We start from the raw sequence: 26,579 nt of genomic DNA, 5'->3' as shown, positions 1-26,579 counted from the left end.
GCTTCCGGGGTCACAGCGCAGCCGGATAGCATCTGGCCGCGATGGACACCGAAGCACAGCACGTCGAGCGCGACCGCTCTTCCCGCCCCGAAGAGTCCGAGGAGATCTCGGACACAGGGGGACGGGAAGGACGGTCGCGTTGTGCGTTCGTGGACCGGATCGCCGACTGGCTTCCGGGTGGCCGGATCACCCTCACCCTGCTGATCTGCCTGCTGTTTCTGCTGCTGTTCAGCACCTTCGTGATGCAGCCCTTCCAGATCCCCAGCAGTTCCATGGAGCAGGGATTGAGGATCGGGGACCGCGTTCTCGTAAATAAGTTGGCGTACCGTTTTGGTGCTGAGCCGCAGCGGGGCGATGTCGTCGTGTTCGACGGCACCGGGTACTTCGGCGACGCCGACTACGTCAAGCGCGTCGTCGGTGTGGGCGGAGACGAAGTGGTCTGCTGCGACAAGGAGGGGAGGGTGGCGGTGAACGGCCGGTCGGTCGACGAGTCGGCGTTTGTGTATCCGGGGGACAGCCCCTCCGACGTGCCCTTCGACGTCGTCGTGCCCGACGGCAGCCTCTTCCTTCTCGGCGACCACCGCCGGAACTCCAGCGACTCCCGCGACCACCTGGGCTCACCGGGCGGCGGCATGATCCCGGTCGGCGATGTGATCGGCAGGGCCGACTGGATCGCCTGGCCCGCCGGTCACTGGACCCGGCTGGAGCGCCCCGGTGCCTACGCGCGCGTGCCGGCGGCGGACGGTGCCCATGGGTAACCGCGGCAGACCGCGTGGAGTCCCGAGCACGCCCGCCGACAACCTGCTGCCCACCGGGTCCCGGCGGGCCGGCGGCGCCGCCCGGCCCGGCCGGGCGGAACGGCGCAGGCTCGCCCGCAAGGTCAAGCGGCGCAGGCGTCGCTCCGCGATCAAGGAGTTCCCTCTCCTCATAGGCGTCGCGGTCCTGATAGCCCTGGTCCTGAAGACCTTCCTGGTGCAGGCGTTCGTGATCCCGTCGGGCTCCATGGAGAACACGATCCAGATCGGCGACCGCGTCCTCGTCGACAAGTTCACGCCATGGTTCGGCTCCAAGCCCCAGCGGGGGGACGTCGTCGTCTTCAAGGACCCCGGCGGCTGGCTGACGGCGGAGGAGACCACCAAGAAGAACGACCCCGTCGTCGTCAAACAGGTCAAGGAAGGGCTCACCTTCATCGGCCTGTTGCCCTCCGCCGACGACAAGGACCTGATCAAACGGGTCGTCGCGATCGGCGGGGACACCGTCAAGTGCTGTGACGCGCAAGGCCGGGTGATGGTCAACGGCATGCCCCTGGACGAGCCGTACATCCACCCGGGCAACAAACCCTCGGCGTTCGACTTCGAGATCACCGTGCCCAAGGGCCGTCTCTGGGTCATGGGCGACCACCGGGCCAACTCCGCCGACTCCCGCTACCACCGCACCGAGAAATACGGCGGCACCGTCTCCGAGAAGTCCGTCGTCGGCCGCGCCGAGGTGATCGCCTGGCCCGTCGGCCACTGGACCCGCCTCAAGGAACCGGACACGTACGCGTCCGTCCCGACTGGGGCGACCACCGCTCTCGGTGTGTCGCATAGGGTGGCCCCCGCGGATCGATACGGATTGATCCCGCTCCCGAGCCCTGCGGAACTCCCGCTCGTTATGGGAGTGGTGGGCCTGCGCCGAATGCGGCGCGGGCGGCGGCACGGAGTGAGGAGTGGATGTGGGGGACTTGGCGGTCGGCGCACGATCCGGACACGAAGGACCGGAAGAGCGACCGGAGCGGCCCGACGACGCGGCTTCCCCGGCAGACGACGTCGCAGGCTCCGGGAGTGAGTCCGGAGGCGACAGCGGTACGCGCGAGCGCACCGAGCAGGACGGCAGGTCGGGCGGGCCCACGGCCGGGCCCAGGAAGCAGCGCTCCTTCTGGAAGGAACTGCCCCTCCTGATCGGCATCGCGCTGGTGCTGGCGCTGCTGATCAAGACCTTCCTGGTGCAGGCGTTCTCGATTCCCTCGGACTCGATGCAGAACACCCTTCAGCAGGGCGACCGGGTCCTGGTCGACAAGCTCACCCCGTGGTTCGGCTCCGAGCCCGAGCGCGGTGAGGTCGTCGTCTTCCACGACCCCGACCAGTGGCTGGCGGGCGAGCCCACGCCGAACCCGAACGCCGTACAGAAGGCCCTGAGCTGGATCGGCCTGATGCCCTCGGCCGAGGAGAAGGACCTGATCAAGCGGGTCATCGGAGTCGCCGGCGACACGATCGAGTGCAACGGCACGGGCCCGCTGACGGTCAACGGCAAGGCACTGAACGAGCAGGCCTACGTCTACGCCGGGAACACCCCGTGCAGCAACGACGACCAGGGCGGCCAGTTCAAGGTGACGGTACCCAAGGGCAAAATCTGGGTCATGGGTGACCACCGGCAGAACTCGCTGGACTCCCGCTACCACCAGCAGGACAAGTACCAGGGCTTCGTTCCCGTCGGTAACGTCGTGGGCCGCGCCATCGTGATCGCCTGGCCGCCCACCCGCTGGGACACGCTGCCGGTTCCCGACACCTTCGACCAGAACCTCAGCGCGGCCGCCCCGGGCGCGCTCGGACTCGCGGGCGCCGTGCCGCTGGTGCTCTGGCGCCGGCGTCGCGTCACCGTCGAGAACGCCAGGGTTTCTGGGCGGGGTACCGCCGGGTAGGGTGCCGTCCCAGATCGCCGATCTTCCGCGGCCCGCACTTCGGGCCGCGCGATCGATTCTCCGAGCTGGGGAGCACTGGGATGAGCAGGACGACAGACCGTACGGGCGAGGGCCACGGACGGCTCGGCAGCACGCTGTCGGGGCTGGCCGTGGCCCTCGGCTGTGTGCTCTTCCTGGGCGGCTTCGTATGGGGTGCGATCGTCTACCAGCCGTACACCGTGCCGACCGAGTCCATGACGCCGACCATCGGCGCCGGGGACCGGGTCCTGGCGCAGCGGGTGGACGGCGGTGAGGTCGAGCGCGGTGACGTCGTCGTCTTCAAGGAGCAGACCTGGGGCGACATGCCCATGGTCAAGCGGGTCGTGGCCGTCGGCGGTGACACCGTCGCCTGCTGCACCGACGGCAAGCTGACCGTCAACGGCAAGAAGATCGACGAACCGTATCTCCCCAAGGGCCAGGCCGCCGAGTCGAAGAAGATACCGACGATCACGGTCCCCGACGGCCGGCTGTTCCTGCTCGGTGACGAACGAAGCGGCTCCCTGGACTCCACGGCCCACCTCACCGAGGCCGGCAGCGGTTCGGTGCCGCGCAGCGCGGTGCAGGGGCGCGTGGACGCCGTGGTCTGGCCGATGGACGGCATGCTGGCCCGCCCCACGGGCTTCGAGGCCCTCGGCGGGATCTCGTCCCCGGGCCCGCTGCGGCTGGTCGTCGCGGCGGTGGTGGCCGGCGCGGTCCTCGTACTCGGTGGTGCCGCCTACGGCCCGATCGCCCAGCGCGCGGGACGGCGTGGCCGCCCCAGGACGGAACTGGCCGGTGCCCGCTGAGCCGTCGCCCGACGGACCGCGGGACGCTCACCAGGGCGGACTGCGCAAGGTCGCGCGGGTGGTGCTGCTCGACCCGCAGGAGCGCATCCTGTTGCTGCACGGGCACGAGCCGGACGATCCCGCCGACGACTGGTGGTTCACACCCGGCGGCGGCCTGGAGGGCGACGAGACGCGCGAGGAGGCCGCTCTGCGGGAACTCGCCGAGGAGACCGGCATCACCGAGGTCCGGCTGGGCCCGGTGCTGTGGCAGCGGACGTGTTCGTTCCCGTTCGCCGGACGCCGCTGGGACCAGGACGAGTGGTACTTCCTTGGCCGTACGACCCAGACGGCCACGGCGGCCCTTGGGCTGACGGAGCTGGAACGGCGCAGCGTCGCCGGAGCGCGCTGGTGGACGTGCCAGGAACTGACCGAGGCACATGAGACGGTGTATCCGACCAGACTCGCCGGGCTGCTGCGCAGGCTGCTCGACGAGGGTCCCCCGGCCAGGCCCGAGATCCTCGACACCGAAATCGTCTAGGGGCTCGCGGGGCTGGCGCACAATAGGGGGACGCACGGCTGAAGGGGAACATGCCATGAGCGCCGAGGACCTCGAAAAGTACGAGACCGAGATGGAGCTGAAGCTCTACCGGGAGTACCGCGATGTCGTCGGTCTGTTCAAATATGTGATCGAGACCGAACGGCGCTTCTACCTCACCAACGACTACGAGATGCAGGTGCACTCGGTCCAGGGCGAGGTGTTCTTTGAGGTATCCATGGCGGATGCCTGGGTGTGGGACATGTACCGGCCTGCCCGCTTTGTGAAGCAGGTACGGGTTCTCACATTCAAGGATGTGAATATCGAGGAGCTGAACAAGAGCGACCTCGAGCTGCCGGGCGGCTGAAGCGTGGCCTGATCCGGGGGCTGCTTTTCGGGGTTGAACCGGGGCCTGCTCCGGGGTTGACCGAGGTGCGGCCGCTCGTGTGGGTGACGGAGTTGTCCACAATCGAGCGGCCGTCCACCAAGATCCAATAGCGGTTGGCAGTGGCCGCAGTGTTGGCGCCGGAGGTGGTGCCGACATGAACGCACGAGGTGCACTCGGCAAGTACGGCGAGGACCTGGCCGCGCGGCGGCTGGCCCAGGCCGGAATGACGATCCTGGCGCGCAACTGGCGCGCGGGCAGGACCGGCGAGATCGACATCGTGGCCCGGGACGGCGACGCGCTGGTCATCTGCGAGGTCAAGACCCGCAGGGCCGGGGATTTCGAACACCCGATGGAGGCCGTGACACCGGCGAAGGCCGATCGGCTGCGCGGCCTGGCCGAGCGCTGGCTCCAGGAACACGGTGGCGCACCACCCGGCGGCGTCCGGATCGACCTGGTGGGCGTCCTGCTCCCCGGCCGCGGCGCACCCGTCGTGGAGCACGCGCGGGGGGTGGCCTGATGGGATTCGCGCGTACGTGTTCGGTGGCCCTGGTCGGCGTCGAGGGCGTCGTCGTCGAGGTGCAGGCCGACCTCGAACCGGGCGTGGCGGCCTTCACCCTGGTCGGCCTCCCGGACAAGAGCCTGACGGAGAGCCGGGACCGGGTGCGGGCCGCGGTGGTCAACTCGGGCGCCGAGTGGCCCCAGAAGAAGCTGACGGTCGGCCTGAGCCCGGCCTCCGTCCCGAAGGGCGGTTCGGGGTTCGATCTCGCGGTGGCCTGCGCCGTGCTGGGTGCCTCGGAGCGGATCGACCCGCGGGTGCTGGCGGACATCGTGATGATCGGCGAGCTGGGCCTCGACGGCCGGGTGCGGCCGGTGCGGGGCGTCCTGCCGGCCGTCCTCGCCGCCGCGGACGCCGGATACGAGCAGGTGGTGGTGCCGGAGTGCGCGGCCGCGGAGGCGTCGCTCGTCCCCGGGGTGTCCGTGCTCGGCGTCCGCAGCCTGCGCCAGCTCATCGCCGTACTCACGGACGAACCGGTGCCCGAGGAGGAGCCGGACGAACAGGGCCGGCCGGATCCGCTGCTGGCGGGACTTCGCGTACCGGGCACGGGGGAGGCCACCGGCCTGTGCGGCATCGCCGTGCCGGAGCACGACCAGGGGCACGACCTCGCCGACGTGGTCGGCCAGGTCTCGGCGCGCACGGCGATGGAGGTCGCCGCCGCGGGCGGCCACCACGTCTTCCTGCAGGGTCCGCCCGGCGCGGGCAAGACGATGCTCGCCGAGCGGATGCCGTCGATCCTGCCGCTGCTCGGCAGGCAGGAGTCCCTGGAGGTCACGGCGATCCACTCGGTCGCGGGCCTGCTGCCACCGGGCAGGCCCATGGTGGATACCCCGCCCTACTGCGCACCCCACCACTCCGCGACGATGCAGTCACTCGTCGGCGGCGGCAAGGGGCTCGCCCGGCCGGGCGCGGTCTCCCTGTCGCACAGAGGCGTACTCTTCCTCGACGAGGCGCCGGAGTTCAGCGGCTTCGCGCTCGACGCCCTGCGACAGCCCCTGGAGGCGGGGCATGTGGTGATCGCCCGCAGCGCGGGCGTGGTGCGCTTTCCGGCGAAGTTCCTGATGGTCCTCGCGGCCAATCCCTGCCCCTGCGGACGGCTCAGCATGGGCGGCGACTTCTGCGAGTGCCCGCCGTCCGCCATCCGCCGCTATCAGTCCCGGCTCTCCGGGCCGCTGCTCGACCGGGTCGACCTGCGCGTCGAGGTCGAACCGGTCACTCGCGCCGAACTGACGGCGCGCGATGCCCACGGCGAGTCCACGCGGACCGTCGCCGACCGGGTGCGGACCGCCCGGGAGCGCTCGGCCGCACGCCTGGCCGGGACTCCCTGGCACACCAACAGCGAGGTGCCGGGGCGTGAGCTGCGCAATCGGTGGCAGGCCGTGCCGGGCGCGATGGACGAGGCCGAGCGGGGGCTGGAGCGCGGTGTGCTGACCGCGCGCGGCCTGGACCGGGTGCTGCGCGTGGCGTGGACGGTCGCCGATCTCTCGGGGCACGACCGGCCCGACGCCGGGGACGTGGCCCTGGCGCTCCAGCTGCGCACCGGTGTCCCCCGGGGCGTGCCCATGAGCATCGGTTCGCGGTCATGACGGACGACGAGCGGCTCGCCAGGGTCGCGCTCGCCCGCGCCGTCGAGCCGGGCGACGAGGTGGGCGGCAGGTGGGTGCGCGAGTTCGGAGCCGTTGAGGTGGCCCGGCGGCTGATGACGGGCGGGGAGCAGCTGCCGGGGGTGTCGCCCACACGATGGGAGGGGCTGCTGGGGCGCGCCGCCCGGGCGCGGCCGGAGCAGGATCTGGCGCAGGCACGGGAGGCCGGGGTGAGGTACGTGTGCCCGGGCGACGGTGAGTGGCCCGCACAGCTGGACGACCTCGGGGACGGCCGGCCCCTCGGGTTGTGGGTGCGTGGCCGGCCCAGCCTGCGGATGTGGGCGTTGCGGTCCGTCGCGGTCGTGGGCGCCCGGGCCTGCACCGCGTACGGGGCTCATATGGCGGGCACGCTCGGCGCGGGCCTGGCCGAGCGGGGGTGGGTGGTGGTGTCGGGCGGGGCATACGGCGTGGACGGAGCCGCACACCGGGGCGCGCTCGGGGCGGGCGGTGCCACCGTCGCCGTACTCGCCTGCGGTGTGGACCGTCCCTATCCGCGCGGACACACCCAGTTGATCACCAGGATCGCGGAACAGGGGCTGGTGGTCGGGGAGTTGCCGCCTGGTGATCACCCGACGCCGAGCAGGTTCATCCTCCGGAACAGGGTCATCGCGGCCCTCACCCGGGGCACGGTCGTCGTCGAGGCGGCGTATCGGAGCGGTGCGCTGGTCACGGCCCGTGCGGCGCACCGGCTGGGCCGTTTCACCATGGGTGTGCCGGGCCCCGCCACCAGCGGACTCTCGGCAGGGGTGCACGAACTCCTGCGTGCGGACGCGGTCCTGGTCTCCGACGCCGCGGAAGTCGTCGAGCTGATCGGCGACATGGGCGAGCTGGCCCCCGACCGGCGCGGACCGGTGCTGCCGCGCGACCTGCTGGAGCCGGGAGCAGCCCGGGTGCTGTCCGCGCTGCCGGGCCGGGGCACGGCGACCGCGGACCGGATCGCACGGGGCGCGGGGACGACGGAGGACGACGCGGTCGGGAGACTGTACGAACTCCGAGCGCTTGGCTTCGTCGAACGACACGGCGACGGCTGGAAGTTGACACGCCAGGCGATGATCTCCGTTCGCGGAGGTCACGGTCGGTGTTGACCGAGCGTGTTCGGCCGTCCGGGCTAACCCCGACACCCTTGGCAATTCCCGCAGTTGGCGCCTGGCGGTGGTCACACAGGGCGACCGCCGGGCGTCCGGGAGGCATCGCGCGGACGTCATTCGCGTGAGGGTGATCCGCCGCCCTTCGCTCACTGCGACAGCTCAGTCACGCTACGCTCACGTGGATTCCGACGCAGACAGGCATCTCGGTATCAGACCGACAGCTCACCCAGGCATCCACAGTTCACGGCAGAACGGCACAAGGCGACGAATGCCCCAGCACACCTCCGGGTCTGACCGGGCGGCAGCTCCCCCTGCTGCCCGCGGCAGCGTGCGGCCGCCCGCTCCCTCGACGCTCGACGAGCTGTGGCGGTCGTACAAGGCGACCGGGGACGAGCGGCTGCGCGAGCAGCTGATCCTGCACTACTCGCCGCTGGTGAAGTACGTCGCGGGGCGCGTCAGCGTGGGGCTGCCGGCCAATGTGGAGCAGGCGGACTTCGTCTCGTCGGGGGTGTTCGGGCTGATCGACGCGATCGAGAAGTTCGACATCGGGCGTGAGATCAAGTTCGAGACCTATGCGATCACGCGGATCCGCGGGGCGATGATCGACGAGCTGCGGGCGCTGGACTGGATCCCGCGCTCGGTGCGCCAGAAGGCACGCAACGTCGAGCGGGCGTACGCCACGCTGGAGGCCCGGCTCAGACGTACGCCGTCGGAGGGCGAGGTGGCCGCGGAGATGGGCATCGCGGTCGATGAACTCCACGCCGTGTTCAGTCAGTTGTCGCTGGCGAACGTGGTCGCCCTGGAGGAGCTGCTGCACGTCGGGGGTGAGGGCGGCGACCGGCTGAGCCTCATGGACACCCTTGAGGACACCGCGGCCGACAACCCCGTGGCGGTCGCCGAGGACCGGGAGCTGCGGCGGTTCCTGGCACGGGCGATCAACACGCTGCCCGACCGGGAGAAGACCGTGGTCACGCTCTACTACTACGAGGGGCTCACGCTCGCCGAGATCGGGAACGTTCTCGGGGTGACCGAGAGCCGGGTGAGCCAGATCCACACGAAGTCCGTGCTCCAGCTGCGCGCGAAGCTGGCGAGCTTCGGCCGCTGACCCGGACGCGGTCGGGCCCGCTGAATCGTCCCTGCCGGGCAGGGACGGGCGCCGGTTGCGGCGGAGGTCTTGGGCTCGGTCGGAGGGGGCGTGGGCTCAGGCCGGTGGACCGAGACGCTCCCGTCGGCGGCGGTCCGTCCGTAAAGTGGTTGACGTGCCAAGGATTCGAGCGGCCTCAGTGGCCGAGCACCGGTCGATGCAGCGAGCCGCCCTGTTGGACGCGGCACGGTCCCTGTTGTCCGAAGGCGGGACGGAAGCGCTGACCTTCCCTGCCCTCGCCGAGCGGACGGGCCTGGCGCGGTCGTCCGTCTATGAGTACTTCCGGTCGCGGGCCGCAGTCGTCGAAGAGCTCTGCGAGGCGGACTTCCCGGTCTGGGCGGCGGAGGTCTCCGCGGCGATGGAGCAGGCCGGCACGGCTGAGGGCAAGGTCGAGGCCTATGTCCGGCAGCAGCTGGCGCTGGTGGGGGACCGGCGGCACCGGGCCGTGGTCGCGATCTCCGCGAGCGAGCTCGACGCCGGGGCCCGCGAGAAGATCCGCGCGGCGCACGGCGGGCTCGTCGCGATGATCGTCGAGGCGCTCCGGGAGATGGGCCACGGCGAGCCGAGACTGGCCGCGATGCTGCTCCAGGGTGTCGTCGACGCCGCGGTCCGCCGTATCGAACTGGGCGCGGCGGAGGACCCGACCGCGATCACGGATGCCGCCGTCGCCATGGCGCTGCGGGGCGTCGGGGGCTGAGCCCGGTTCCTCGCTACGTGCGCGAGCTGAGCCCGTCTTTCGCTACGCGCAGGCGCCGGGTCCGGTCTCTCGTTACGTGCGGGCGTTGAGTCCGCCGCTCGCTACCGGCGGGCGCCGGGTCCCGTTTCTCGCTATGCGCCGGTGCCGAACACGCAGCTTGCTACCCGCGGGCGCCGAGCCCGTCTTTCACTACGTGCGGACGCTGAGCCTGTCTCTCGCTACGCGCGCGGGCTCCGAGCCCCGTCTCTCGCTACCTGCGGGCGCCGAGCCCACCTCTCGCTACGTGCGGGCGCCGAGCACGGGCAGAAGTCTGGACGGGCCGTTGCGCAGCAGCCAAGGGGGCAGCAACAGGAGCGGGTCCAGGTAGACGTCGGCTCGCAGCAGGCCCCAGTGCAGGCAGGCCGTCGGACAGTGGGCGCCCGTCGCCTCGACGACGCCCAGGGCATCGCCCGCCGCTACCTCGTCGCCCTTCTTCACCGAGGGGAGGACCGGTTCGTACGTCGTCCGCAGGGGTGGGTCGCCCGTGCCCGAGAGTTCCACCGAGACGACCCCGCGTCCCGCGACCCGGCCGGCGAAGGAGACCCGGCCCGGGGCGACCGCCCGTACCGGGGTGCCGGGGGCGGCCGCCAGGTCGACGCCCCGGTGACCACGGCCGTACGCCGTCGCCGGGGGTTCCCAGCCGCGCAGCACCAAGGAACGCACCCCCACGGGCCAGGTGCGGCCGATCGCCGGAACCGATGCGTCGGCTGACGGCGGTCCCGGTGTTCCCGGAGGCCCCGGCGGACCCGGCAGTCCGGGCGGCCCGGACGGCCCCGGCGGACCCGGCGGCCAGGGGGATCCGGGGGATCCGGGGGGTCCGGGCGGCCCCGGACCCGCTTCGGGCGGTGGTGGGCCGGCCGCTCCGGGCGCGGATCCCGCGTCCGCCCGGGCGAGGCCGGCCGGGGGGAGGGGCCAAAGGACCGTTGCCGTCAGACACAGCAGTACCACCGGCCACGTACACACTGATCGTTTCGCTCGCATACGAGAACCGTCCCGCAACGGAGCGGATCATGGCCGGGATCTGTGGAGTACTCGTCGGTTGTGGACAGCGGCGTCACCCGGCGCCTCGCGGGTCCCGTACACTTCTTGTGGCGATCCGGGTCACCGGGTCGACTTCGCACGCCCCGGCAGCAGGCCTCTCGTCTCCGACGAAAGCCGTTGTCAGCGCCCCTCGGTCCTTTGTGGCAAGGCGCATCGCGGGCGTCAGGCGCGAGTGCCGTCCGGCACGCGCGGCACAACCGAGAAACTCAAGGAGAACGGCCATGGCCGTCGTCACGATGCGGGAGCTGCTGGAAAGCGGCGTCCACTTCGGTCACCAGACCCGTCGTTGGAACCCGAAGATGAAGCGCTTCATCTTCACGGAGCGCAACGGCATCTACATCATCGACCTGCTCCAGTCGCTGTCGTACATCGACCGCGCCTACGAGTTCGTCAAGGAGACCGTCGCCCACGGCGGCACGGTCATGTTCGTCGGCACGAAGAAGCAGGCGCAGGAGGCCATCGCCGAGCAGGCCACCCGCGTCGGCATGCCTTACGTCAACCAGCGCTGGCTGGGCGGCATGCTCACCAACTTCTCCACCGTCTACAAGCGTCTGCAGCGCCTCAAGGAGCTCGAGCAGATCGACTTCGAGGACGTCGCGGCGTCGGGTCTCACCAAGAAGGAGCTTCTCGTGCTCTCGCGCGAGAAGGCCAAGCTGGAGAAGACCCTCGGTGGTATCCGCGAGATGTCCAAGGTGCCCAGCGCCGTCTGGATCGTGGACACCAAGAAGGAGCACATCGCGGTCGGTGAGGCCCGGAAGCTCAACATCCCGGTCGTCGCCATCCTCGACACCAACTGCGACCCCGACGAGGTCGACTACAAGATCCCGGGCAACGACGACGCGATCCGCTCCGTCACCCTGCTCACCCGCGTGATCGCCGACGCCGTCGCCGAGGGCCTCATCGCCCGCTCCGGCGCCGGCAAGGCCGAGGGTGACAAGGCCGCGGGCGAGCCGCTCGCCGCGTGGGAGCGCGACCTGCTCGAGGGCGAGAAGAAGGCCGACGACGCCGAGGCTCCGGCTGCCGAGGTCCAGACCTCCGCCGAGACCGAGAAGGTCGCCGACGCCGAGCAGGCCGACGAGGCCGTTGCCGTCGAGGCCCCGGCCGAGGCTGCTGCTGAGGCCCCCGCCGCCGAGGCCCCGGCCGCGGACGCCGAGCAGGCCTGACCCGTCACCCTTTCGGGTTGAGAACGGCGGGGGCTCACAAGGCCCCCGCCGTTCGTCCCGTAGATCTTCAGACTTCGAGAGAGATTCCAGGAATCATGGCGAACTACACCGCCGCCGACGTCAAGAAGCTCCGTGAGCTCACCGGCGCCGGCATGATGGACTGCAAGAAGGCGCTGGACGAGGCCGACGGCGACGTCGACAAGGCTGTCGAGGCGCTGCGCATCAAGGGCCAGAAGGGCGTCGCCAAGCGCGAGGGCCGCTCCGCCGAGAACGGCGCCGTGGTCTCGATCATCGCCGACGACAACACCTCCGGTGTCCTGGTCGAGCTGAAGTGCGAGACGGACTTCGTCGCCAAGGGCGAGAAGTTCCAGGCCGTCGCCAACCAGATCGCCGAGCACGCCGCCAAGACCTCTCCCGCCGACATCCAGGCGCTGCTCGCGTCCGAGATCGAGGCCGGCAAGACGGTCCAGGCGTTCGTCGACGAGGCCAATGCGAACCTGGGCGAGAAGATCGTCCTGGACCGCTTCGCCCAGTTCTCCGGCGCCTACGTCACCGCGTACATGCACCGCACCATGCCCGACCTGCCCCCGCAGATCGGTGTTCTGGTCGAGCTGGACAAGGCCGACGCGGGCCTCGCCAAGGGCATCGCGCAGCACATCGCCGCCTTCGCGCCGAAGTACCTCTCCCGTGAGGACGTCCCGGCCGAGGTCGTCGAGTCCGAGCGTCGCGTCGCCGAGGAGACCACCCGCGCCGAGGGCAAGCCCGAGGCCGCCCTCCCGAAGATCGTCGAGGGTCGCGTCAACGGCTTCTTCAAGGAGGCCACCCTCCTCGGTCAGCCGTACGCGCTCGACAACAAGAAGTCCGTCCAGAAGGTCCTGGACGAGGCCGGTGTCACCCTGAAGCGCTTCACGCGCATCAAGGTCGGCATCTGAGTCCGTACCGCGATCGACGCGCGACCCCGCTAGGGTCGACAGCAGTCGTCCGTGCCGGTCGCACGGACCGGCACGCGCGCGTGTGTGACGGACGACAGCAGATCTGACGAGGAGGCCATTGCCGCGTATGGGAGCCAACACCCACCGGCGATGGCCTTCTTCGTATGTGCGACACGTAAAAGAGGCGAGAGCTCGATGACCACCACCCAGGCCGGCAACGGCGAGAAGAGCGACGACGGCAAAGGCGCGGGACGCTTTCTGCTGAAGCTTTCCGGCGAGGCGTTCGCCGGTGGCGGCGGGCTGGGCGTCGACCCCGATGTGGTGCACAAGATCGCCCGCGAGATCGCGTCCGTCGTACGGGGCGGCGCGCAGATCGCCGTCGTCATCGGCGGCGGCAACTTCTTCCGCGGTGCCGAACTGCAGCAGCGCGGCATGGACCGGGCCCGTTCCGACTACATGGGCATGCTCGGCACGGTCATGAACTGCCTGGCCCTCCAGGACTTCCTGGAGAAGGAGGGCATCGACAGCCGCGTGCAGACCGCGATCACCATGGGGCAGGTCGCCGAGCCCTACATCCCGCTGCGCGCCGTGCGGCACCTGGAGAAGGGCCGTGTGGTCATCTTCGGTGCCGGCATGGGCATGCCGTACTTCTCCACCGACACCACCGCCGCCCAGCGTGCCCTGGAGATCGACGCCGCGGCGCTGCTCATGGGCAAGAACGGGGTGGACGGTGTCTATGACTCCGACCCGAAGACCAATCCCGGGGCCGTCAAGTTCGACTCGCTCAGCTATGGCGAGGTCATCACCCGTGATCTCAAGGTCGCCGACATGACCGCCATCACGCTGTGCCGGGACAACAAGCTCCCCATCCTGGTCTTCGAGCTCCTGGCGGAGGGCAATATCGCGCGGGCCGTCAAGGGTGAGAAGATCGGCACACTCGTGGGTGACCAGGACAGCCGGGCCTGACCGGGGACGCACCCTGACGGGGGCTCACCCCGCCGGGGACGGACCCTGACCGGGGGATGGACAATGTCCTGCCGGTCCGCAACCGTGCAGGAACAAGACGCGACGCAGCCGGCCGCCGACCCCGACGAGGAACAGCTGCCGGGCCTACTCAGACACGCAGGAGCAAGTGGTGATCGAAGAGACCCTCCTCGAAGCCGAGGAGAAGATGGAGAAGGCCGTCGTGGTCGCCAAGGAGGACTTCGCCGCAATCCGCACCGGTCGTGCGCACCCGGCGATGTTCAACAAGATCGTGGCCGACTACTACGGCGCACTGACGCCGATCAACCAGCTGGCCTCGTTCTCGGTGCCGGAGCCGCGCATGGCCGTGGTGACCCCGTTCGACAAGAGCGCGCTGCGCAACATCGAGCAGGCGATCCGCGACTCCGACCTGGGCGTCAATCCCAGCAATGACGGCAACATCATCCGTGTGACGTTCCCGGAGCTGACCCAGGACCGCCGCAAGGAGTACATCAAGGTCGCCAAGACCAAGGCCGAGGACTCCAAGATCTCGATCCGTTCCATCCGCCGCAAGGCCAAGGAGACGATCGACAAGTTCGTCAAGGACGGCGAGGTCGGCGAGGACGAGGGCCGCCGTGCCGAGAAGGAGCTCGACGACACCACCGCGAAGTACGTCGCTCAGGTGGACGAGCTCCTCAAGCACAAGGAAGCGGAGCTGCTCGAGGTCTGATGAACGACTCTTCCTGGGGCGCGCCGCCACAAGCCGGGTACTGGGGGCCTTCCGACCAGGGGCCTGTCCAGGGGGCCGCCCCGGCGGGTCCCGCGTACGATGCGCATGACGCCCAGCAGACTCGCCCCATGCCCATCGTGCCCGACGTACCCGCACACGGCGGAGACCAGGACGACGACCGGGGGGCCGCTCGGCTGAGTGGCCCCTTGTTCCGCGACGACACACCGCAGACGGCGTCCTACGGGACGCCGTCGCACAACCAGCCGAGTCCGCAGGAGCCCATGCCCAGCGCCCACCAGCCAGCGCCCGCGCCGCAGAAGAAGAGTGCGGGCCGGGACCTGGGTGCGGCCATAGGGGTGGGCGTCGGGCTCGGTGCCGTGATCATCGCGTCGTTGTTCATCGTCAAGGCCGTGTTCGTCGGCGTGATCGCCGTCGCCGTGGTGGTGGGGCTGTGGGAGCTCACCTCACGGCTCGAGGAGCGCAAGGGCATCAAGGCGCCCCTCGTGCCGCTGGCGATCGGCGGCGCGGCGATGGTCGTCGCCGGTTACGTCCGGGGCGCCGAGGGCGCGTGGGTGGCGATGGCGCTCACCGCGCTGGCCGTCCTGGTCTGGCGGATGACCGAGCCGCCCGAGGGCTATCTCAAGGACGTCACCGCCGGGGTCTTCGCGGCCTTCTACGTGCCGTTCCTGGCGACGTTCGTGGCGATGATACTCACGGCCGACGACGGTCCGCGGCGCGTCCTGACGTTCCTGCTCCTGACGGTCGTCAGCGACACCGGCGCGTACGCCGTCGGCTGGCGCTTCGGCAAGCACAAGCTGGCGCCGCGCATCAGCCCCGGCAAGACCCGCGAGGGGCTCGTCGGAGCGGTCACCTTCGCGATGGCCGCGGGTGCGCTGTGCATGCAGTTCCTGATCGACGACGGCAGCTGGTGGCAGGGTCTGATCCTCGGGCTCGCGGTCGCCGCCAGTGCCACGCTCGGTGACCTCGGCGAGTCCATGATCAAGCGGGACCTCGGCATCAAGGACATGGGCACGCTGCTGCCGGGGCACGGCGGCATCATGGACCGGCTGGACTCGCTCCTGCCGACGGCACCGGTCGTGTGGCTGCTGTTGGTGATCTTCGTGGGCTCCGGCTGATCTGCACGCGTGACATCTCCGTACGTCGCTGACCTGCAGTTCTCGAGTGAGAGGCCCGCTGTCCACAGGGCGGCGGGCCTCTCTTCGTATGTCTGCGACACTGGAAGGGTTATGCCGAAGCCCGGAGAACTTACTTTCGTCGCCCCCCGCGGAGCCAAGAAGCCGCCGCGGCACCTTGCCGATCTCACGCCCGCCGAGCGTAAAGAGGCGGTTGCCGCGATCGGTGAGAAGCCGTTTCGCGCCAAGCAGCTCTCGCAGCACTACTTCGCGCGGTACGCGCACGACCCCGAGCAGTGGACGGACATCCCGGCCGCCTCGCGAGGGAAGCTCCAGGAAGCGCTGCTGCCCGAGCTGATGTCCGTCGTCCGGCACATCAGCTGTGACGACGACACCACCCGCAAGACCCTGTGGCGGCTCTTCGACGGCACGCTCGTCGAATCCGTGCTGATGCGCTACCCGGACCGGGTCACCATGTGCATCAGCTCGCAGGCCGGCTGCGGGATGAACTGCCCGTTCTGCGCCACCGGCCAGGCCGGGCTGGACCGGAATCTGTCCACCGGCGAGATCGTGCACCAGATCGTGGACGGCATGCGGGCCCTCAGGGACGGCGAGATTCCCGGTGGCCCCGCGCGGCTGAGCAACATCGTGTTCATGGGCATGGGCGAGCCGCTCGCCAACTACAAGCGGGTCGTGGGCTCGATCCGGGCGCTCACCGACCCCGAGCCCGATGGTCTGGGGCTCTCGCAGCGTGGCATCACCGTGTCGACCGTGGGCCTGGTGCCCGCGATCCACCGGTTCTCCGACGAGGGCTTCAAGTGCCGGCTCGCCATCTCCCTGCACGCGCCGGACGACGAGCTGCGCGACACCCTGGTCCCCGTGAACACGCGGTGGAAGGTGCGCGAGGTGCTGGACGCCGGCTGGGAGTACGCGGCCAAGTCGGGGCGCCGGCTGTCCATCGAGTACGCCCTGATCCGCGACATCAACGACCAGGCATGGCGTGGTGACCGGCTCGGACGGCTCCTCAAGGGCAAGCCCGTGCACGTGAACCTGATCCCGCTGAACCCGACGCCCGGCTCCAAGTGGACCGCCTCGCGGCCCGAGGACGAGAAGGCGTTCGTCGAGGCCATCGCGGCCCACGGCGTGCCGGTCACCGTCCGGGACACCCGCGGCCAGGAGATCGACGGCGCCTGCGGGCAGCTGGCGGCGGCGGAGCGCTAGGGCGCGGGACCGTAGCGTAAGGGAGCCACCGGCCGCGTTCCCGCACGGGAGCGGTAGTCTGGCTGGCGTACGTACATCTTCATATTCCGACAGGGGAGCGCCACAGCGCTGAGAGTGCGGCACAGGCCGCAGACCCTCTGAACCTTGCCCAGGTCATTCTGGGTAGGAAGTTCGGTCGTTACTCAAGCTGTTGCGCCCTGCCCGGGAACTATCAGAGGTTCCCGGGCAGGGCCGCGTCTCTTCCTGGTCATCCCAGGAGGAATTCAGTGAGCACCACCAAGAGGTTGACGGCGGCGGTCCTCGCCACCGGTCTCGGGCTCGTCACGCTCTCCGCGTGCGGCTCGTCCGACGACGAGGCCGGCTCCGGGTCCAAGACCGTGACCCTCGTCAGCCATGACTCCTTCGCCGCCTCGAAGAGCGTGCTCAAGGCGTTCGAGAAGGAGTCCGGGTACAAGGTCAGGGTCCTCAAGGACGGCGACGCCGGGCAGGCCGTCAACAAGGCCATCCTCACCAAGGACAACCCGCAGGGCGACGTCTTCTTCGGCGTCGACAACACCCTGCTGTCCCGCGCCCTGGACAACGGACTCTTCCAGCCGTACGCGGCCAAGGGCCTGTCCGCCGTCTCCGCGGACGTCCAGCTCGACAAGGCGAAGCACCGCGTCACGCCCATCGACTCCGGTGACATCTGCGTCAATTACGACAAGCAGTACTTCACCGACCACAAGCTGGCCCCGCCGCAGTCCTTCGACGACCTGGTCAAGCCCGCGTACAAGAACCTCCTCGTCACGGAGAACGCCTCGACGTCCTCCCCCGGCCTCGGCTTCCTGCTCGGCACCGCCGCGCGGTACGGGGACACCGGCTGGCAGGGCTACTGGAAGAAGCTCAAGGCCAACGGCGTGAAGGTCGTCGACGGCTGGGAGCAGGCCTACAACGACGAGTTCTCCGGTTCGGCCGGCGGCAAGAAGGCGAAGGCCGACCGCCCGCTGGTCGTCTCGTACGCCTCGTCGCCGCCCGCCGAGGTCATCTACGCCGATCCGCGGCCCAAGACCGCGCCGACCGGGGTCGCCGACGGCACCTGCTTCCGGCAGATCGAGTTCGCGGGCCTGCTGAGCAACGCGAAGAACGCGGCGGGCGGCAAGGCTCTCCTCGACTTCCTGATCACCAAGAAGTTCCAGGAGGACATGCCGCTGAACATGTTCGTGTACCCGGTGGTCGAGGGCGCCCGGGTGCCGGCCGAGTTCACCGAGTTCGGGCCGGCCGCCAAGAACCCCGAGACACTCACCCCCGGCACCATCGCCGACCACCGTGACCAGTGGGTCAAGTCGTGGACCTCACTCGTACTGAAGTAGCGACCCGGCCGCCCGGGAAGTCCCGGAAGCCCCCGAAGCGCGGGGAGCCCGGACAGCCCGGGGCGCCCCGCGCGCGCAGGGGACTCTCCCGCGGCGGCGCGGCGCGCCTCGGGCTGATGGCGCTGCCCGTCGCGTTCTTCGCGGTCTTCTTCGCGTACCCGGTGGCGGCGATCGTCGGCCGAGGGCTCAACGTCGACGGGGTCTGGCGGTTCGGGCGGATCGGCGAGGTGCTCGCGCAGTCCGGCATCCGGCACGTCCTGTGGTTCACCACCTGGCAGGCGTGCGCGTCGACCGCGCTGACGCTGCTGATCGCGCTCCCCGGCGCGTATGTCTTCGCGCGCTTCGAGTTCCGGGGCAAGCAGGTGCTGCGGGCGGTGGTCACCGTCCCCTTCGTGCTGCCGACCGTCGTCGTCGGCACCGCCTTCCTGGCGCTGGTCGGCCGGGGCGGGCTGCTCGACGAGCTGTGGGGCGTACGGCTGGACACCACCGTCTGGGCCATCCTCCTCGCGCACGTCTTCTTCAACTACGCGGTCGTGGTCCGGACGGTCGGCGGTCTCTGGGCGCAGCTCGACCCGCGTCAGGAGGAGGCCGCGCGGATGCTCGGTGCCTCCCGGTTCGCCGCCTGGCGCAAGGTGACCCTCCCGGCTCTCGGGCCCGCCCTCGCCGCCGCCGCCCTCATGGTCTTCCTCTTCACCTTCACCTCGTTCGGTGTGGTGCAGATCCTCGGCGGCCCCACCTTCTCGACCCTCGAGGTCGAGATCTACCGGCAGACCTCGGAGATCTTCGATCTCTCCACCGCCGCCGTGCTGACCATCGTCCAGTTCGTGGCGGTCGGCGCGATCCTCGCGGTGCACGCCTGGACCGTACGGCGCCGGGAGACCGCCCTGCGTCTGGTGGACGCCTCGATGACCGCGCGCCGGCCGCGCGGGGCCGGGCAGTGGGCGCTGCTCGCCGGGGTCCTCGCGAGTATCGCCGTCCTGCTCGTGCTGCCCCTCGGGGTGCTGGTCCAGCGGTCCCTGGACACCCCCGGCGGCTACGGGTTCGCGTACTACCGGGCCCTCACCTCCGAGGACGGCGGCATCTTCCTGGTGGCGCCGATCGAGGCGATCGGCAACTCGCTCCAGTACGCGCTCGCCGCCACTGCCGTCGCCGTGCTGATCGGCTCTCTCGCGGCCACCGCCCTCACCCGGCGGGCGGGCCGGCTGGTCCGCGGGTTCGACGCGCTGCTGATGCTGCCGCTCGGCGTCTCGGCGGTGACGGTCGGCTTCGGGTTCCTGATCGCCCTGGACGAGCCGCCGCTGGATCTGCGGTCCTCCTGGATCCTGGTGCCGCTTGCGCAGGCGCTCGTCGGTGTCCCGTTCGTGGTCCGTACGATGCTGCCCGTCCTGCGTGCGGTCGACGAGCGGCTGCGGGAGGCGGCGGCCGTGCTCGGGGCGTCGCCGTGGCGGGTGTGGCGCGAGGTCGATCTGCCGATGGTGCGGCGGGCGCTGCTGATCGCGGCCGGGTTCGCCTTCGCCGTCTCACTGGGCGAGTTCGGGGCGACCGTCTTCATCGCGCGGCCCGACCGACCCACGCTGCCGGTCGCCGTGGCCCGGCTCCTCGGCCGCGCCGGCGACCTCAACTACGGTCAGGCGATGGCCCTTTCGACGATCTTGATGGTGGTGTGCGCGGTGGCGCTGCTGGTTCTGGAGCGCCTGCGGACCGACCCGACGGGGGAGTTCTGATGACCAGGCTCACGAAGGAGCGGGGTGCCCTGCTCGGTATCGAGGCGGCGACCGTGCGGTTCGGCGGGCGGCCCGTGCTCGACGCCGTCGGCCTCGGCGTCGCCGAGCACGAGATCGTGTGCGTGCTCGGACCGAGCGGCAGCGGCAAGTCGACACTGCTGCGGGCGGTGGCGGGACTGCAGGCGCTCGACGCGGGCCGGGTCCTGCTCGACGGCCACGATCAGTCGGGGGTGCCCGCGCATCAGCGGGGCGTCGGGCTGATGTTCCAGGACCATCAGCTCTTCCCGCAGCGGGACGTCGGCGGCAACGTCGCTTTCGGGCTGCGGATGCACGGCGTCGCGAAGAACGAACAGGCCGTACGGGTACGGGAGTTGCTGGAGCTCGTGGGCCTGCCCGGCGCCGCGTCCAGGGCCGTCGCCTCCCTGTCCGGCGGCGAGCAGCAGCGAGTGGCGCTGGCCCGCGCCCTCGCACCGCGTCCCCGGCTGCTGATGCTGGACGAGCCGCTGGGCCAGCTCGACCGCTCGCTGCGAGAGCGGCTCGTCGTCGAACTGGGGCAGCTCTTCCGTGAGTTGGGCACCACCGTGCTTGCCGTGACCCACGACCAGGGCGAGGCGTTCGCGCTGGCCGACCGGGTCGTCGTGATGCGCGACGGGCGGATCGCCCAGTCCGGGACACCCCTTGAGGTCTGGCAGCATCCGGCGGACGAGTTCGTGGCGCGCTTCCTCGGCTTCGACAACGTGGTCGAGGCGACGGTGAGCGGCGAGGCCGCGGACACGCCGTGGGGGAAGGTCCCGGTGCCCGAAGACGCGCCCCAGGGCCCGGGCACGCTCCTCGTCAGGCCCGCCGGCGTACGGCTGGTGGCGCCGGCGGACGGGCTGCGCTGCACGGTGACGGCCCGCACGTTCCGGGGCACCCATGTCGCCGTACAGCTTCAGCCGGAGGACGCGCCCCGGCTGGAGGCGGCGTGTGCGCTGCGGGACGCGCCCGAGCCCGGTGACGAGGTCGGGGTGGAGTTCGACGCAGCCGAAATTGTCGTACTCGGAGAACCTTCCGCCGCATAAAGTGCGGATCATGACGCTACTCGCACATGACCGCTACTGCGACGCGATCGAGCTCCAGGTACGGCAGTTGAGGGACGTGGTGACCTCCGGGGTGGAGCTGTCCGCCACCGTGCCGACCTGCCCCGACTGGTCGTTCGAGCGCCTCGTACGGCACACGGGAGGGGCGCTGCGGTGGACCGAACACCTGGTCCGTACGCGGGCGCAGGAGAACGTGCCCGAGAAGGCCCTGGCCCTGGCCGGGGGCCCGGAGGCCGAGGGGGATCCCGCCGCTCTGGACGCCTGGCTCGCGAAGACCGGCGAGGCGGTCGTCGCCGCGTTGCGCGAAGCGGGACCCGACACCAAGGTGTGGGGGTGGGCCGGCACGCTCAACTCCGGCTTCTGGGCCCGGCGGATGACCCACGAGCTGGCGATCCACCGGGCCGACGCGACGTTGGCCGCCGGGCTGCCGTACGAGGTCGCGCCCGACGTGGCGGCCGACGCGATCGACGAATGGCTGGACATCATCGCGTACGTGCAGCGGGCGCAGCCGCACGACGCCGCGAAGCAACTGCGCGGAGCCGGCCGCAGCATCCACCTCCATGCCACCGACGCCACACCCGAATTGAACGCCGAGTGGGTCGTCGAGCTCACCGAGGAGGGCGTGGACTGGCGCCGGGGTCACGAGAAGGCGACCGTGGCGCTGCGCGGCCCGCTGACCGCCGTACTCCTCGCGTTCTACCGCCGGCTGCCGCTGGACGACGAGCGGGTCGAGGTCCTGGGGGAGCGGGAACTGCTGGAGTTCTGGCTGGAGCGGGCCACCTTCGGATAGCCGCGGCGGCCCCGGACCGACGGATGGCCCGCCCTCTGGGGAGGAGCGGGCCACCCGGTCGTACGGTGTGCGGGCGTCAGCCGGTCTTCGAGGCGCCGCGACGGCGCATTCCGAAGTACACGGCGCCGCCGCCGATGACGACGAACGCGCCGGCGACACCGGCGATCGTGCCGGTGTTGGAGTTCGCACCGGTCTCGGCGAGGTTCGAGTCACCGGCCGCGGGGGACGGCTCGTTGTCGCCGGTGGCCGCGGGAGCGGTGCTGTCCGACTCCGACGGCGTCGCCGACGGGGTCGCGGAGGAGGACGGGGTCTCCGAAGGCTTCGGCGTCTCCGAGGGCTTCGGGGTCTCCGAGGTCTTGCACGCCTCGGACGGGGCGGTCAGGTTCGGGGAGACGTCCTCGTCGACGATGTTCCCGGCCTTGATGTGAATCCGGTACTGGCCCTTCGGGGCCCAGTCCTCGGAGAAGGTGACGGTGGCGCCCTCACGGGTGCCCTTGACCGTGTCGGTGCCGACGAGCTTCTCGTCCGCCCCGTTCGACTCGAGGTAGACCGAGACGGTGGCCAGGACGCCCGAGGCGTCCGTGTCGGTGACGGTGATGGTGCCCTTCCCCTTGTCGTCGCAGGCGGCGACGGCGGAGAAGTCACGGATGTTGCAGGCGAGGGCGTTGCCCGCGACGCCGAGCGCGAGCGCGGCCGTGGCGGAGGCAACACCGAGAATGCGCACGGAACGTGCGGTACGGCGAGATATGGACACGATTGCCCTTCACAGAATGCGCAACTGCGGGGGGTTACGGGGGTTCTGCCGTGGCAACAGGACCCCCAGGAGTCTCACAGGTCTATAAGTGTCACCTAAGCGCTGTCAATGCATATGCCCTGTCGTGCCGTTGGCTTTACCGGGTTGTTAACCGCGGAGGCGTTTGAGAACCTCCGGAGCCTGTTCGATCCGGTCCACCAGAGCGATCCGGGACTCCATCGCGCGGTCGCGCGCCAGGGATTGCAGAAGCGGCCAGGTCGGGTGCTTCTCGGTCCAGTGCGCCTTGTCGACGAGCACCATCGGGGTGGGCTCGCCCCGCGATTCGTAGTAGTTCGGGGTGGCGTTGTCGAAAATCTCCTGAATGGTGCCGGCGGCGCCCGGGAGGAAGACGACGCCCGCCGTGCAGCGCGCCAGCAGGCCGTCCTCACGGGTGGCGTTGGCGAAGTACTTGGCGATGTCCGACGCGAACGCGTTCGGCGGCTCGTGCCCGTAGAACCAGGTTGGGATGCCGACGGAGGTGCCGCCCGCGGGCCAGCGTTCGCGCACCTCGAAGGCGGCACGCGCCCAGTCGGTCACCGACGGCCGGAACGACGGTGCCCCGGCCAGGAGTTGGAGCGCCTCGGCGAGCATCCCGTCGTCGAACGGGGCCGCGTACGCGCCGAGGTTCGCGGCCTCCATCGCGCCCGGGCCGCCGCCGGTGGCGACCGTGAAATCGGCGCGCGTCAGATCACGGCCGAGCCGGGCCGCGCCCTCGTATGCCGTCGTGCCGCGCTCCATGGCGTGGCCTCCCATGACGCCCACCACCCGCACACCGGCGAGGAGTTCGTCGAGGGCGTCGGAGACTGCGTCGTCGTGGATCGCGCGCAGCATCGACGCGAAGACGTCACCGTCGGACTTGGTCCGCTGGAACCAGCCGTACGCGAGGGCGTCGGGTGTCGCTTCGTAACCCGCGTCGAGCGACGCGAAGAGCTCGTCGGGGGAGTACAAGAGGCCGCGGTACGGGTCGAAGGGCAGGCCCGGGACGGGCGGGAAGACCAGCGCGCCCGTGGACCGGACAGCGGCGGCCGCCTCCGGGTCCATGGGGCAGCCGAGGAAGACGGCGCCCGCGGAGTCGACCGAGAGCAGGGTCTTCGTACGGTCCGTCAGGTCGACGGCCTGGACGCGGTAGTGGGCCAGGGAGCCGTGCTCCGAGACGACCTCGTCGAACTCGGCGAGGGACTCGATCTCGCGATTGTGGGACGCGACGGGGGTCCCTTCCCGGCCGGACGGGGCGGAGGACTCGGGAGCGGGTATCGGCTGCACGCGCCCATGCTAGGCGTGGCGCGCGGGGCGGGGCGCGCGGACCCCTTGGCTGCGGCCCGCGTACCACGGCCCACCGGCGGGCGGCCGTCCGCGTACGACTGTCCTTCTGCGCGCGGCAACTCCCGTACGACTGCCCATGGGCGGGCGCCCCCCCGTACGACTGCCGTGTGGCGGGCGGCCGCCCCTGTACGACCGCACGGACCCCCGTACCGTGCGTCCCGGCCGCCTGACGCAGCGGTGACTCAGGGGGCTCAGCCCTGGACCACCGCCGGGTCCATCCACATGACCTCCCAGCTGTGGCCGTCCGGGTCGTCGAAGGACCGGCCGTACATGAAGTCCTGGTCCTGGGTCCCGCCGGTCGCGGAGCCGCCCGCCGCGATCGCCTTGTCGACCAGCTCGTCGACCTTCTCGCGGCTCTCGGCGCTCAGACACAGCAGCACCTCGCTGGTCTTCGTCGCGTCGGTGATCGTCTTCTTCGTGAAGTCGGAGTAGCGCTGCTTGCTCAGCATCATCGCGACGATCGTGTCGCTGATCACCACGCAGGCGCAGTCGTCGGTCGAGAACTGCGGATTGATCGAGTAGCCGAGCTCCGTGAAGAACTTCTTGGAGGTGTCCACGTCGGTCACGGGCAGGTTCACGAAGATCATCTGCTGGTACATGAGGGGCCTCTCCCGTCGGTGTGTTGCCGTTCGCAGGGATAGACCGGGGTCCGCGGCAGAACTCATCGCAGTGCGCGGACCTTTTTCGGGAACCTTCGGTGGGCCGGTGCGGAGGGGACTCAGCGGGTCAGGGGGAGCGCGGCCAGCTCGGCGACCACCCACGTCAGCGGGCCGAACACGGCGAGCAGGGCGCCGACCCGCAGGCCCGCGGCACTGCGCAGCATCGTGGCGGGAGCGCCGAGACGCAGCAGCGCGGCCGTGGTGTCCGCGCGGGCCTGCCGGGCCTCGACGGCGGCCGTGAGCAGCGTCAGGAGGGTGCAGCCCCCCACCAGCAGGGCGCCGAGGGTGGTCAGCGGACCGAAGTCCGGGCGCACCCCCGCGTACAGGGTCGCCATGGCGTACGCGCCCGAGGCCACCGCGCAGACCACGCCGAGCGGCTGTCCGATGCGTCGCGCCTCCGTCTGGAGCACCCGGCCGGCCAGCAGCCGCAGTGCGCCGGGCCGTGCGGCCTGGAGGAGCCGCCCGCAGACGTAGGTGATCGCAGGTCCGGCGAGCGCGAGGCCGACCGCGGTGAGGGCCCAGCCGACGAGCACCCCGGCGGGGCCGACGACGAAACCGCCGGGCAGGGCCGGCCCGGACGCGCTGTCCGAACGGCCGGCGTACGTCTCCACGGCGAGGCCCGCGGCCAGCACGGCCGCACCCCACGGGAGCCCGCCGGGCGCGGCCTGGGGAGCGAAGAGCTGGGGGGCGTCGAGCGCGCCCCCGGCGGGTTCCGCGGCGGCCGTGGAGCTCTCGGCCTGTTCGGTACGGGCTTCGTGCGTGCCCGGCGCCGCCTGGGCGCCGACGGCGTGCCGACCGCTGCGGACCGCGCCCGACCGTGCGGCGGCCCGGCCGTACCGCCCCGCGCGACCCGGCTGTGTGCCGCGCGGACGCAGCACCAGCGCGGTGGCCGCCGAGGCGGAGAGCGGCACCAGGGCCAGCAGGGTCAGGGCCGCCGGGAGCGGCAGCGGCTGGTCCGCGGCGAGGAACTGCGCGGCCGCGCCGTCGAACGGCATGCCGGTCAGATCGCCGCGCAGGTGCAGGAAGAAGAGCAGGGCGAGCATCGAGCCGAGCACGGTCGACAGGGCGGTGGTGGTGGCGGAGACGGCCATCAGGCGGCCGGGGCCGAGGCCGATCGCCGAGAGCCCGGGACGGGGGCGGGTCCCGGGGTCGGTACGGGCCACCGCGACCGCGAAGTACACGGTGGCGGCCACGGGCGCCACGCACCAGGCCAGCCGCAGTACGGAGCCGGCCGACGCGTCCGGATGACCCATCGCGTAACCGAGCGTGCACAGCAGCAGGAAGCCGGTGCCCGCCGAGGCAGCGGCGACCAGGAGTCTGCGGAGCTGGACGAGGGGCTGCCCCCCGCGGGCTAGACGGAGAGCGAGCACGCGGCCCGGCCTTCCGTCTCGACGACCGGCGGCAGATGGACGGTGTTCACGCGCCGTCCGTCGAGCAGCGACACCGTGCGGTCGGCGAGCGCCGCGGTGTCCGCGTCGTGGGTGGCGAGGACGACCGTGATGCCGTGCGAGCGGGCCGCGGTGGTGAGCGTCCGCAGCACCTGGGCGCCGTCGGCGCGGTACAGCGGGGCGGTGGGCTCGTCGGCGAAGAGCACGGTGGGCGCCCCGACCAGCGCGCGGGCGATGACCACCCGCTGGCGCTCGCCCTGGAGGAGTTCGTGCGGCCGCTTGCGGGCGCAGGCGCCGATGTCGAGGCGCTCCAGCCACTCCAGGGCGGCGGTCTTCGCGGAGCGGCGCCGGGTGCCGCGCAGCATCAGCGGGAGGGCCGCGTTCTCCCAGGCGTTCAGCTCGGGGACGAGGACCGGTACCGGGTCGATCCAGCCGAAGCGGTCACGGCGCAGCCGTTCGCGGCCGAGCGGGCCCATGGTGTGGATGGGGGCGCTGTTGAACCACACCTCGCCCTGCTGCGGCAGGAGCTGTCCCGACAGGCACCGCAGGAGGGTCGTCTTGCCGGCGCCGCGCGGGCCGCTGACGGCGAGGATCTCGCCGTCCCGGACGCCGAGCGAGACACCGCTGAGCGCGGGCGAGCCGTTGTGCTTGACGTGCAGGGCGCGTGCCCAGAGCACGTCGTTGTCCGGCGGGGCCACCATCGCGTACACCTCGGTTC

General features: G+C 70.9%; 27 protein-coding genes and 1 riboswitch. Of the genes, 21 read left to right on the top strand and 6 right to left on the bottom strand.

Features of this window, described 5'->3' with window-relative positions; all coding sequences use genetic code 11:
- Window positions 1–41 precede the first annotated feature (41 nt).
- From lepB (ACFVYF_RS29745) to ACFVYF_RS29695, 11 genes are all read left to right on the top strand, one after another.
- The gene (lepB, locus tag ACFVYF_RS29745; protein WP_389460294.1) at window positions 42–758 is read left to right on the top strand and encodes a signal peptidase I; all 717 of its coding nucleotides are present in this window, start codon (window positions 42–44) and stop codon (window positions 756–758) included.
- Complete coding sequence (gene lepB, locus ACFVYF_RS29740) at window positions 751–1,827, top strand: signal peptidase I (protein ID WP_389460292.1); 1,077 nt, start codon at window positions 751–753, stop codon at window positions 1,825–1,827. The genes lepB (ACFVYF_RS29745) and lepB (ACFVYF_RS29740) overlap by 8 nt, the downstream gene beginning before the upstream one ends.
- Window positions 1,715–2,680, top strand: a complete 966-nt coding sequence (gene lepB / locus ACFVYF_RS29735) for a signal peptidase I (protein ID WP_389460290.1) — start codon at window positions 1,715–1,717, stop codon at window positions 2,678–2,680. Before lepB (ACFVYF_RS29740) ends, lepB (ACFVYF_RS29735) begins: the two co-directional genes overlap by 113 nt.
- 80 nt (window positions 2,681–2,760) lie before the next feature.
- A complete protein-coding gene (gene lepB / locus ACFVYF_RS29730; protein ID WP_389460288.1) occupies window positions 2,761–3,504 on the top strand; it encodes a signal peptidase I in 744 nt (247 codons plus the stop codon).
- Window positions 3,494–4,021 carry an NUDIX hydrolase gene (locus ACFVYF_RS29725; protein ID WP_389460287.1) on the top strand — a complete coding sequence of 176 codons (528 nt, stop codon included), beginning with the start codon at window positions 3,494–3,496 and terminating at the stop codon, window positions 4,019–4,021. The genes lepB (ACFVYF_RS29730) and ACFVYF_RS29725 overlap by 11 nt, the downstream gene beginning before the upstream one ends.
- Before the next feature lie 55 nt (window positions 4,022–4,076).
- Window positions 4,077–4,385 carry a DUF2469 domain-containing protein gene (locus ACFVYF_RS29720; protein WP_003965949.1) on the top strand — a complete coding sequence of 103 codons (309 nt, stop codon included), beginning with the start codon at window positions 4,077–4,079 and terminating at the stop codon, window positions 4,383–4,385.
- 175 nt (window positions 4,386–4,560) lie between these two features.
- Window positions 4,561–4,923, top strand: a complete 363-nt coding sequence (locus ACFVYF_RS29715) for a YraN family protein (RefSeq protein WP_389460285.1) — start codon at window positions 4,561–4,563, stop codon at window positions 4,921–4,923.
- Window positions 4,923–6,548: a YifB family Mg chelatase-like AAA ATPase gene (locus ACFVYF_RS29710; RefSeq protein ID WP_389460283.1), complete on the top strand. Its 1,626-nt coding sequence runs from the start codon at window positions 4,923–4,925 to the stop codon at window positions 6,546–6,548. Before ACFVYF_RS29715 ends, ACFVYF_RS29710 begins: the two co-directional genes overlap by 1 nt.
- Entirely contained in the window at window positions 6,545–7,690 is a 1,146-nt protein-coding gene (gene dprA / locus ACFVYF_RS29705) for a DNA-processing protein DprA (protein WP_389460281.1), read from the top strand. The genes ACFVYF_RS29710 and dprA overlap by 4 nt, the downstream gene beginning before the upstream one ends.
- Window positions 7,691–7,961: 271 nt before the next feature.
- Entirely contained in the window at window positions 7,962–8,798 is an 837-nt protein-coding gene (gene whiG, locus ACFVYF_RS29700) for an RNA polymerase sigma factor WhiG (RefSeq protein ID WP_389460279.1), read from the top strand.
- A 178-nt stretch (window positions 8,799–8,976) separates the two neighbouring features.
- Window positions 8,977–9,534, top strand: a complete 558-nt coding sequence (locus ACFVYF_RS29695) for a TetR/AcrR family transcriptional regulator (RefSeq protein WP_389460443.1) — start codon at window positions 8,977–8,979, stop codon at window positions 9,532–9,534.
- A 279-nt stretch (window positions 9,535–9,813) separates the two neighbouring features.
- On the opposite strand, the gene ACFVYF_RS29690 is transcribed toward ACFVYF_RS29695, so the two are convergent.
- Complete coding sequence (locus ACFVYF_RS29690) at window positions 9,814–10,554, bottom strand: M23 family metallopeptidase (protein WP_389460277.1); 741 nt, start codon at window positions 10,552–10,554, stop codon at window positions 9,814–9,816.
- Between the two features lie 281 nt (window positions 10,555–10,835).
- Here ACFVYF_RS29690 and rpsB point away from each other — a divergent pair, with 281 nt between their 5' ends.
- The 10 genes from rpsB (at window position 10,836) to ACFVYF_RS29640 (ending at window position 21,698) form a co-directional block, all read left to right on the top strand.
- Window positions 10,836–11,777, top strand: coding sequence for a 30S ribosomal protein S2 (rpsB, locus tag ACFVYF_RS29685; RefSeq protein ID WP_389460275.1), 942 nt, complete (start codon window positions 10,836–10,838; stop codon window positions 11,775–11,777).
- A 95-nt stretch (window positions 11,778–11,872) separates the two neighbouring features.
- Window positions 11,873–12,709 (top strand): translation elongation factor Ts, encoded by an 837-nt coding sequence (tsf, locus tag ACFVYF_RS29680; RefSeq protein ID WP_389460273.1) that lies wholly within the window; start codon window positions 11,873–11,875, stop codon window positions 12,707–12,709.
- 195 nt (window positions 12,710–12,904) lie between these two features.
- Window positions 12,905–13,675: a UMP kinase gene (gene pyrH / locus ACFVYF_RS29675; RefSeq protein ID WP_389460271.1), complete on the top strand. Its 771-nt coding sequence runs from the start codon at window positions 12,905–12,907 to the stop codon at window positions 13,673–13,675.
- 169 nt (window positions 13,676–13,844) lie between these two features.
- On the top strand, window positions 13,845–14,402 hold the full coding sequence (frr, locus tag ACFVYF_RS29670) for a ribosome recycling factor (RefSeq protein WP_329569876.1): 558 nt from the start codon (window positions 13,845–13,847) through the stop codon (window positions 14,400–14,402).
- Window positions 14,402–15,538 carry a phosphatidate cytidylyltransferase gene (locus ACFVYF_RS29665; protein ID WP_389460269.1) on the top strand — a complete coding sequence of 379 codons (1,137 nt, stop codon included), beginning with the start codon at window positions 14,402–14,404 and terminating at the stop codon, window positions 15,536–15,538. Before frr ends, ACFVYF_RS29665 begins: the two co-directional genes overlap by 1 nt.
- A gap of 111 nt (window positions 15,539–15,649) precedes the next feature.
- Window positions 15,650–16,756: a 23S rRNA (adenine(2503)-C(2))-methyltransferase RlmN gene (gene rlmN, locus ACFVYF_RS29660; RefSeq protein ID WP_383281411.1), complete on the top strand. Its 1,107-nt coding sequence runs from the start codon at window positions 15,650–15,652 to the stop codon at window positions 16,754–16,756.
- Window positions 16,757–16,837: 81 nt separating this feature from the next.
- Window positions 16,838–16,943, top strand: a riboswitch (TPP riboswitch).
- Between the two features lie 79 nt (window positions 16,944–17,022).
- The gene (locus tag ACFVYF_RS29655; protein WP_389460267.1) at window positions 17,023–18,105 is read left to right on the top strand and encodes a thiamine ABC transporter substrate binding subunit; all 1,083 of its coding nucleotides are present in this window, start codon (window positions 17,023–17,025) and stop codon (window positions 18,103–18,105) included.
- A 116-nt stretch (window positions 18,106–18,221) separates the two neighbouring features.
- Window positions 18,222–19,829, top strand: a complete 1,608-nt coding sequence (locus ACFVYF_RS29650; RefSeq protein ID WP_389460265.1) for an ABC transporter permease — start codon at window positions 18,222–18,224, stop codon at window positions 19,827–19,829.
- Window positions 19,829–20,890: an ABC transporter ATP-binding protein gene (locus tag ACFVYF_RS29645; RefSeq protein WP_389460263.1), complete on the top strand. Its 1,062-nt coding sequence runs from the start codon at window positions 19,829–19,831 to the stop codon at window positions 20,888–20,890. The genes ACFVYF_RS29650 and ACFVYF_RS29645 overlap by 1 nt, the downstream gene beginning before the upstream one ends.
- A gap of 10 nt (window positions 20,891–20,900) precedes the next feature.
- Window positions 20,901–21,698 carry a maleylpyruvate isomerase family mycothiol-dependent enzyme gene (locus tag ACFVYF_RS29640; protein ID WP_389460261.1) on the top strand — a complete coding sequence of 266 codons (798 nt, stop codon included), beginning with the start codon at window positions 20,901–20,903 and terminating at the stop codon, window positions 21,696–21,698.
- Between the two features lie 76 nt (window positions 21,699–21,774).
- On the opposite strand, the gene ACFVYF_RS29635 is transcribed toward ACFVYF_RS29640, so the two are convergent.
- The 5 genes from ACFVYF_RS29635 to ACFVYF_RS29615 all read right to left on the bottom strand — a co-directional run bounded on the left by ACFVYF_RS29635 (window position 21,775) and on the right by ACFVYF_RS29615 (window position 26,562).
- Complete coding sequence (locus ACFVYF_RS29635) at window positions 21,775–22,422, bottom strand: LAETG motif-containing sortase-dependent surface protein (RefSeq protein WP_389460259.1); 648 nt, start codon at window positions 22,420–22,422, stop codon at window positions 21,775–21,777.
- A 177-nt stretch (window positions 22,423–22,599) separates the two neighbouring features.
- Window positions 22,600–23,745 carry a Rossmann fold nucleotide-binding protein gene (locus ACFVYF_RS29630; protein ID WP_389460441.1) on the bottom strand — a complete coding sequence of 382 codons (1,146 nt, stop codon included), beginning with the start codon at window positions 23,743–23,745 and terminating at the stop codon, window positions 22,600–22,602.
- A 260-nt stretch (window positions 23,746–24,005) separates the two neighbouring features.
- On the bottom strand, window positions 24,006–24,413 hold the full coding sequence (locus ACFVYF_RS29625) for a VOC family protein (RefSeq protein WP_389460257.1): 408 nt from the start codon (window positions 24,411–24,413) through the stop codon (window positions 24,006–24,008).
- Between the two features lie 119 nt (window positions 24,414–24,532).
- Entirely contained in the window at window positions 24,533–25,843 is a 1,311-nt protein-coding gene (locus ACFVYF_RS29620; RefSeq protein WP_389460256.1) for a hypothetical protein, read from the bottom strand.
- Entirely contained in the window at window positions 25,825–26,562 is a 738-nt protein-coding gene (locus ACFVYF_RS29615; RefSeq protein ID WP_389460255.1) for an ABC transporter ATP-binding protein, read from the bottom strand. The genes ACFVYF_RS29620 and ACFVYF_RS29615 overlap by 19 nt, the downstream gene beginning before the upstream one ends.
- Window positions 26,563–26,579 lie beyond the last annotated feature (17 nt).

This window comes from Streptomyces sp. NPDC058274 (assembly GCF_042881375.1).
Taxonomy (GTDB): Bacteria; Actinomycetota; Actinomycetes; order Streptomycetales; family Streptomycetaceae; genus Streptomyces.
This window is presented reverse-complemented; position numbering and strand designations above follow the sequence as displayed.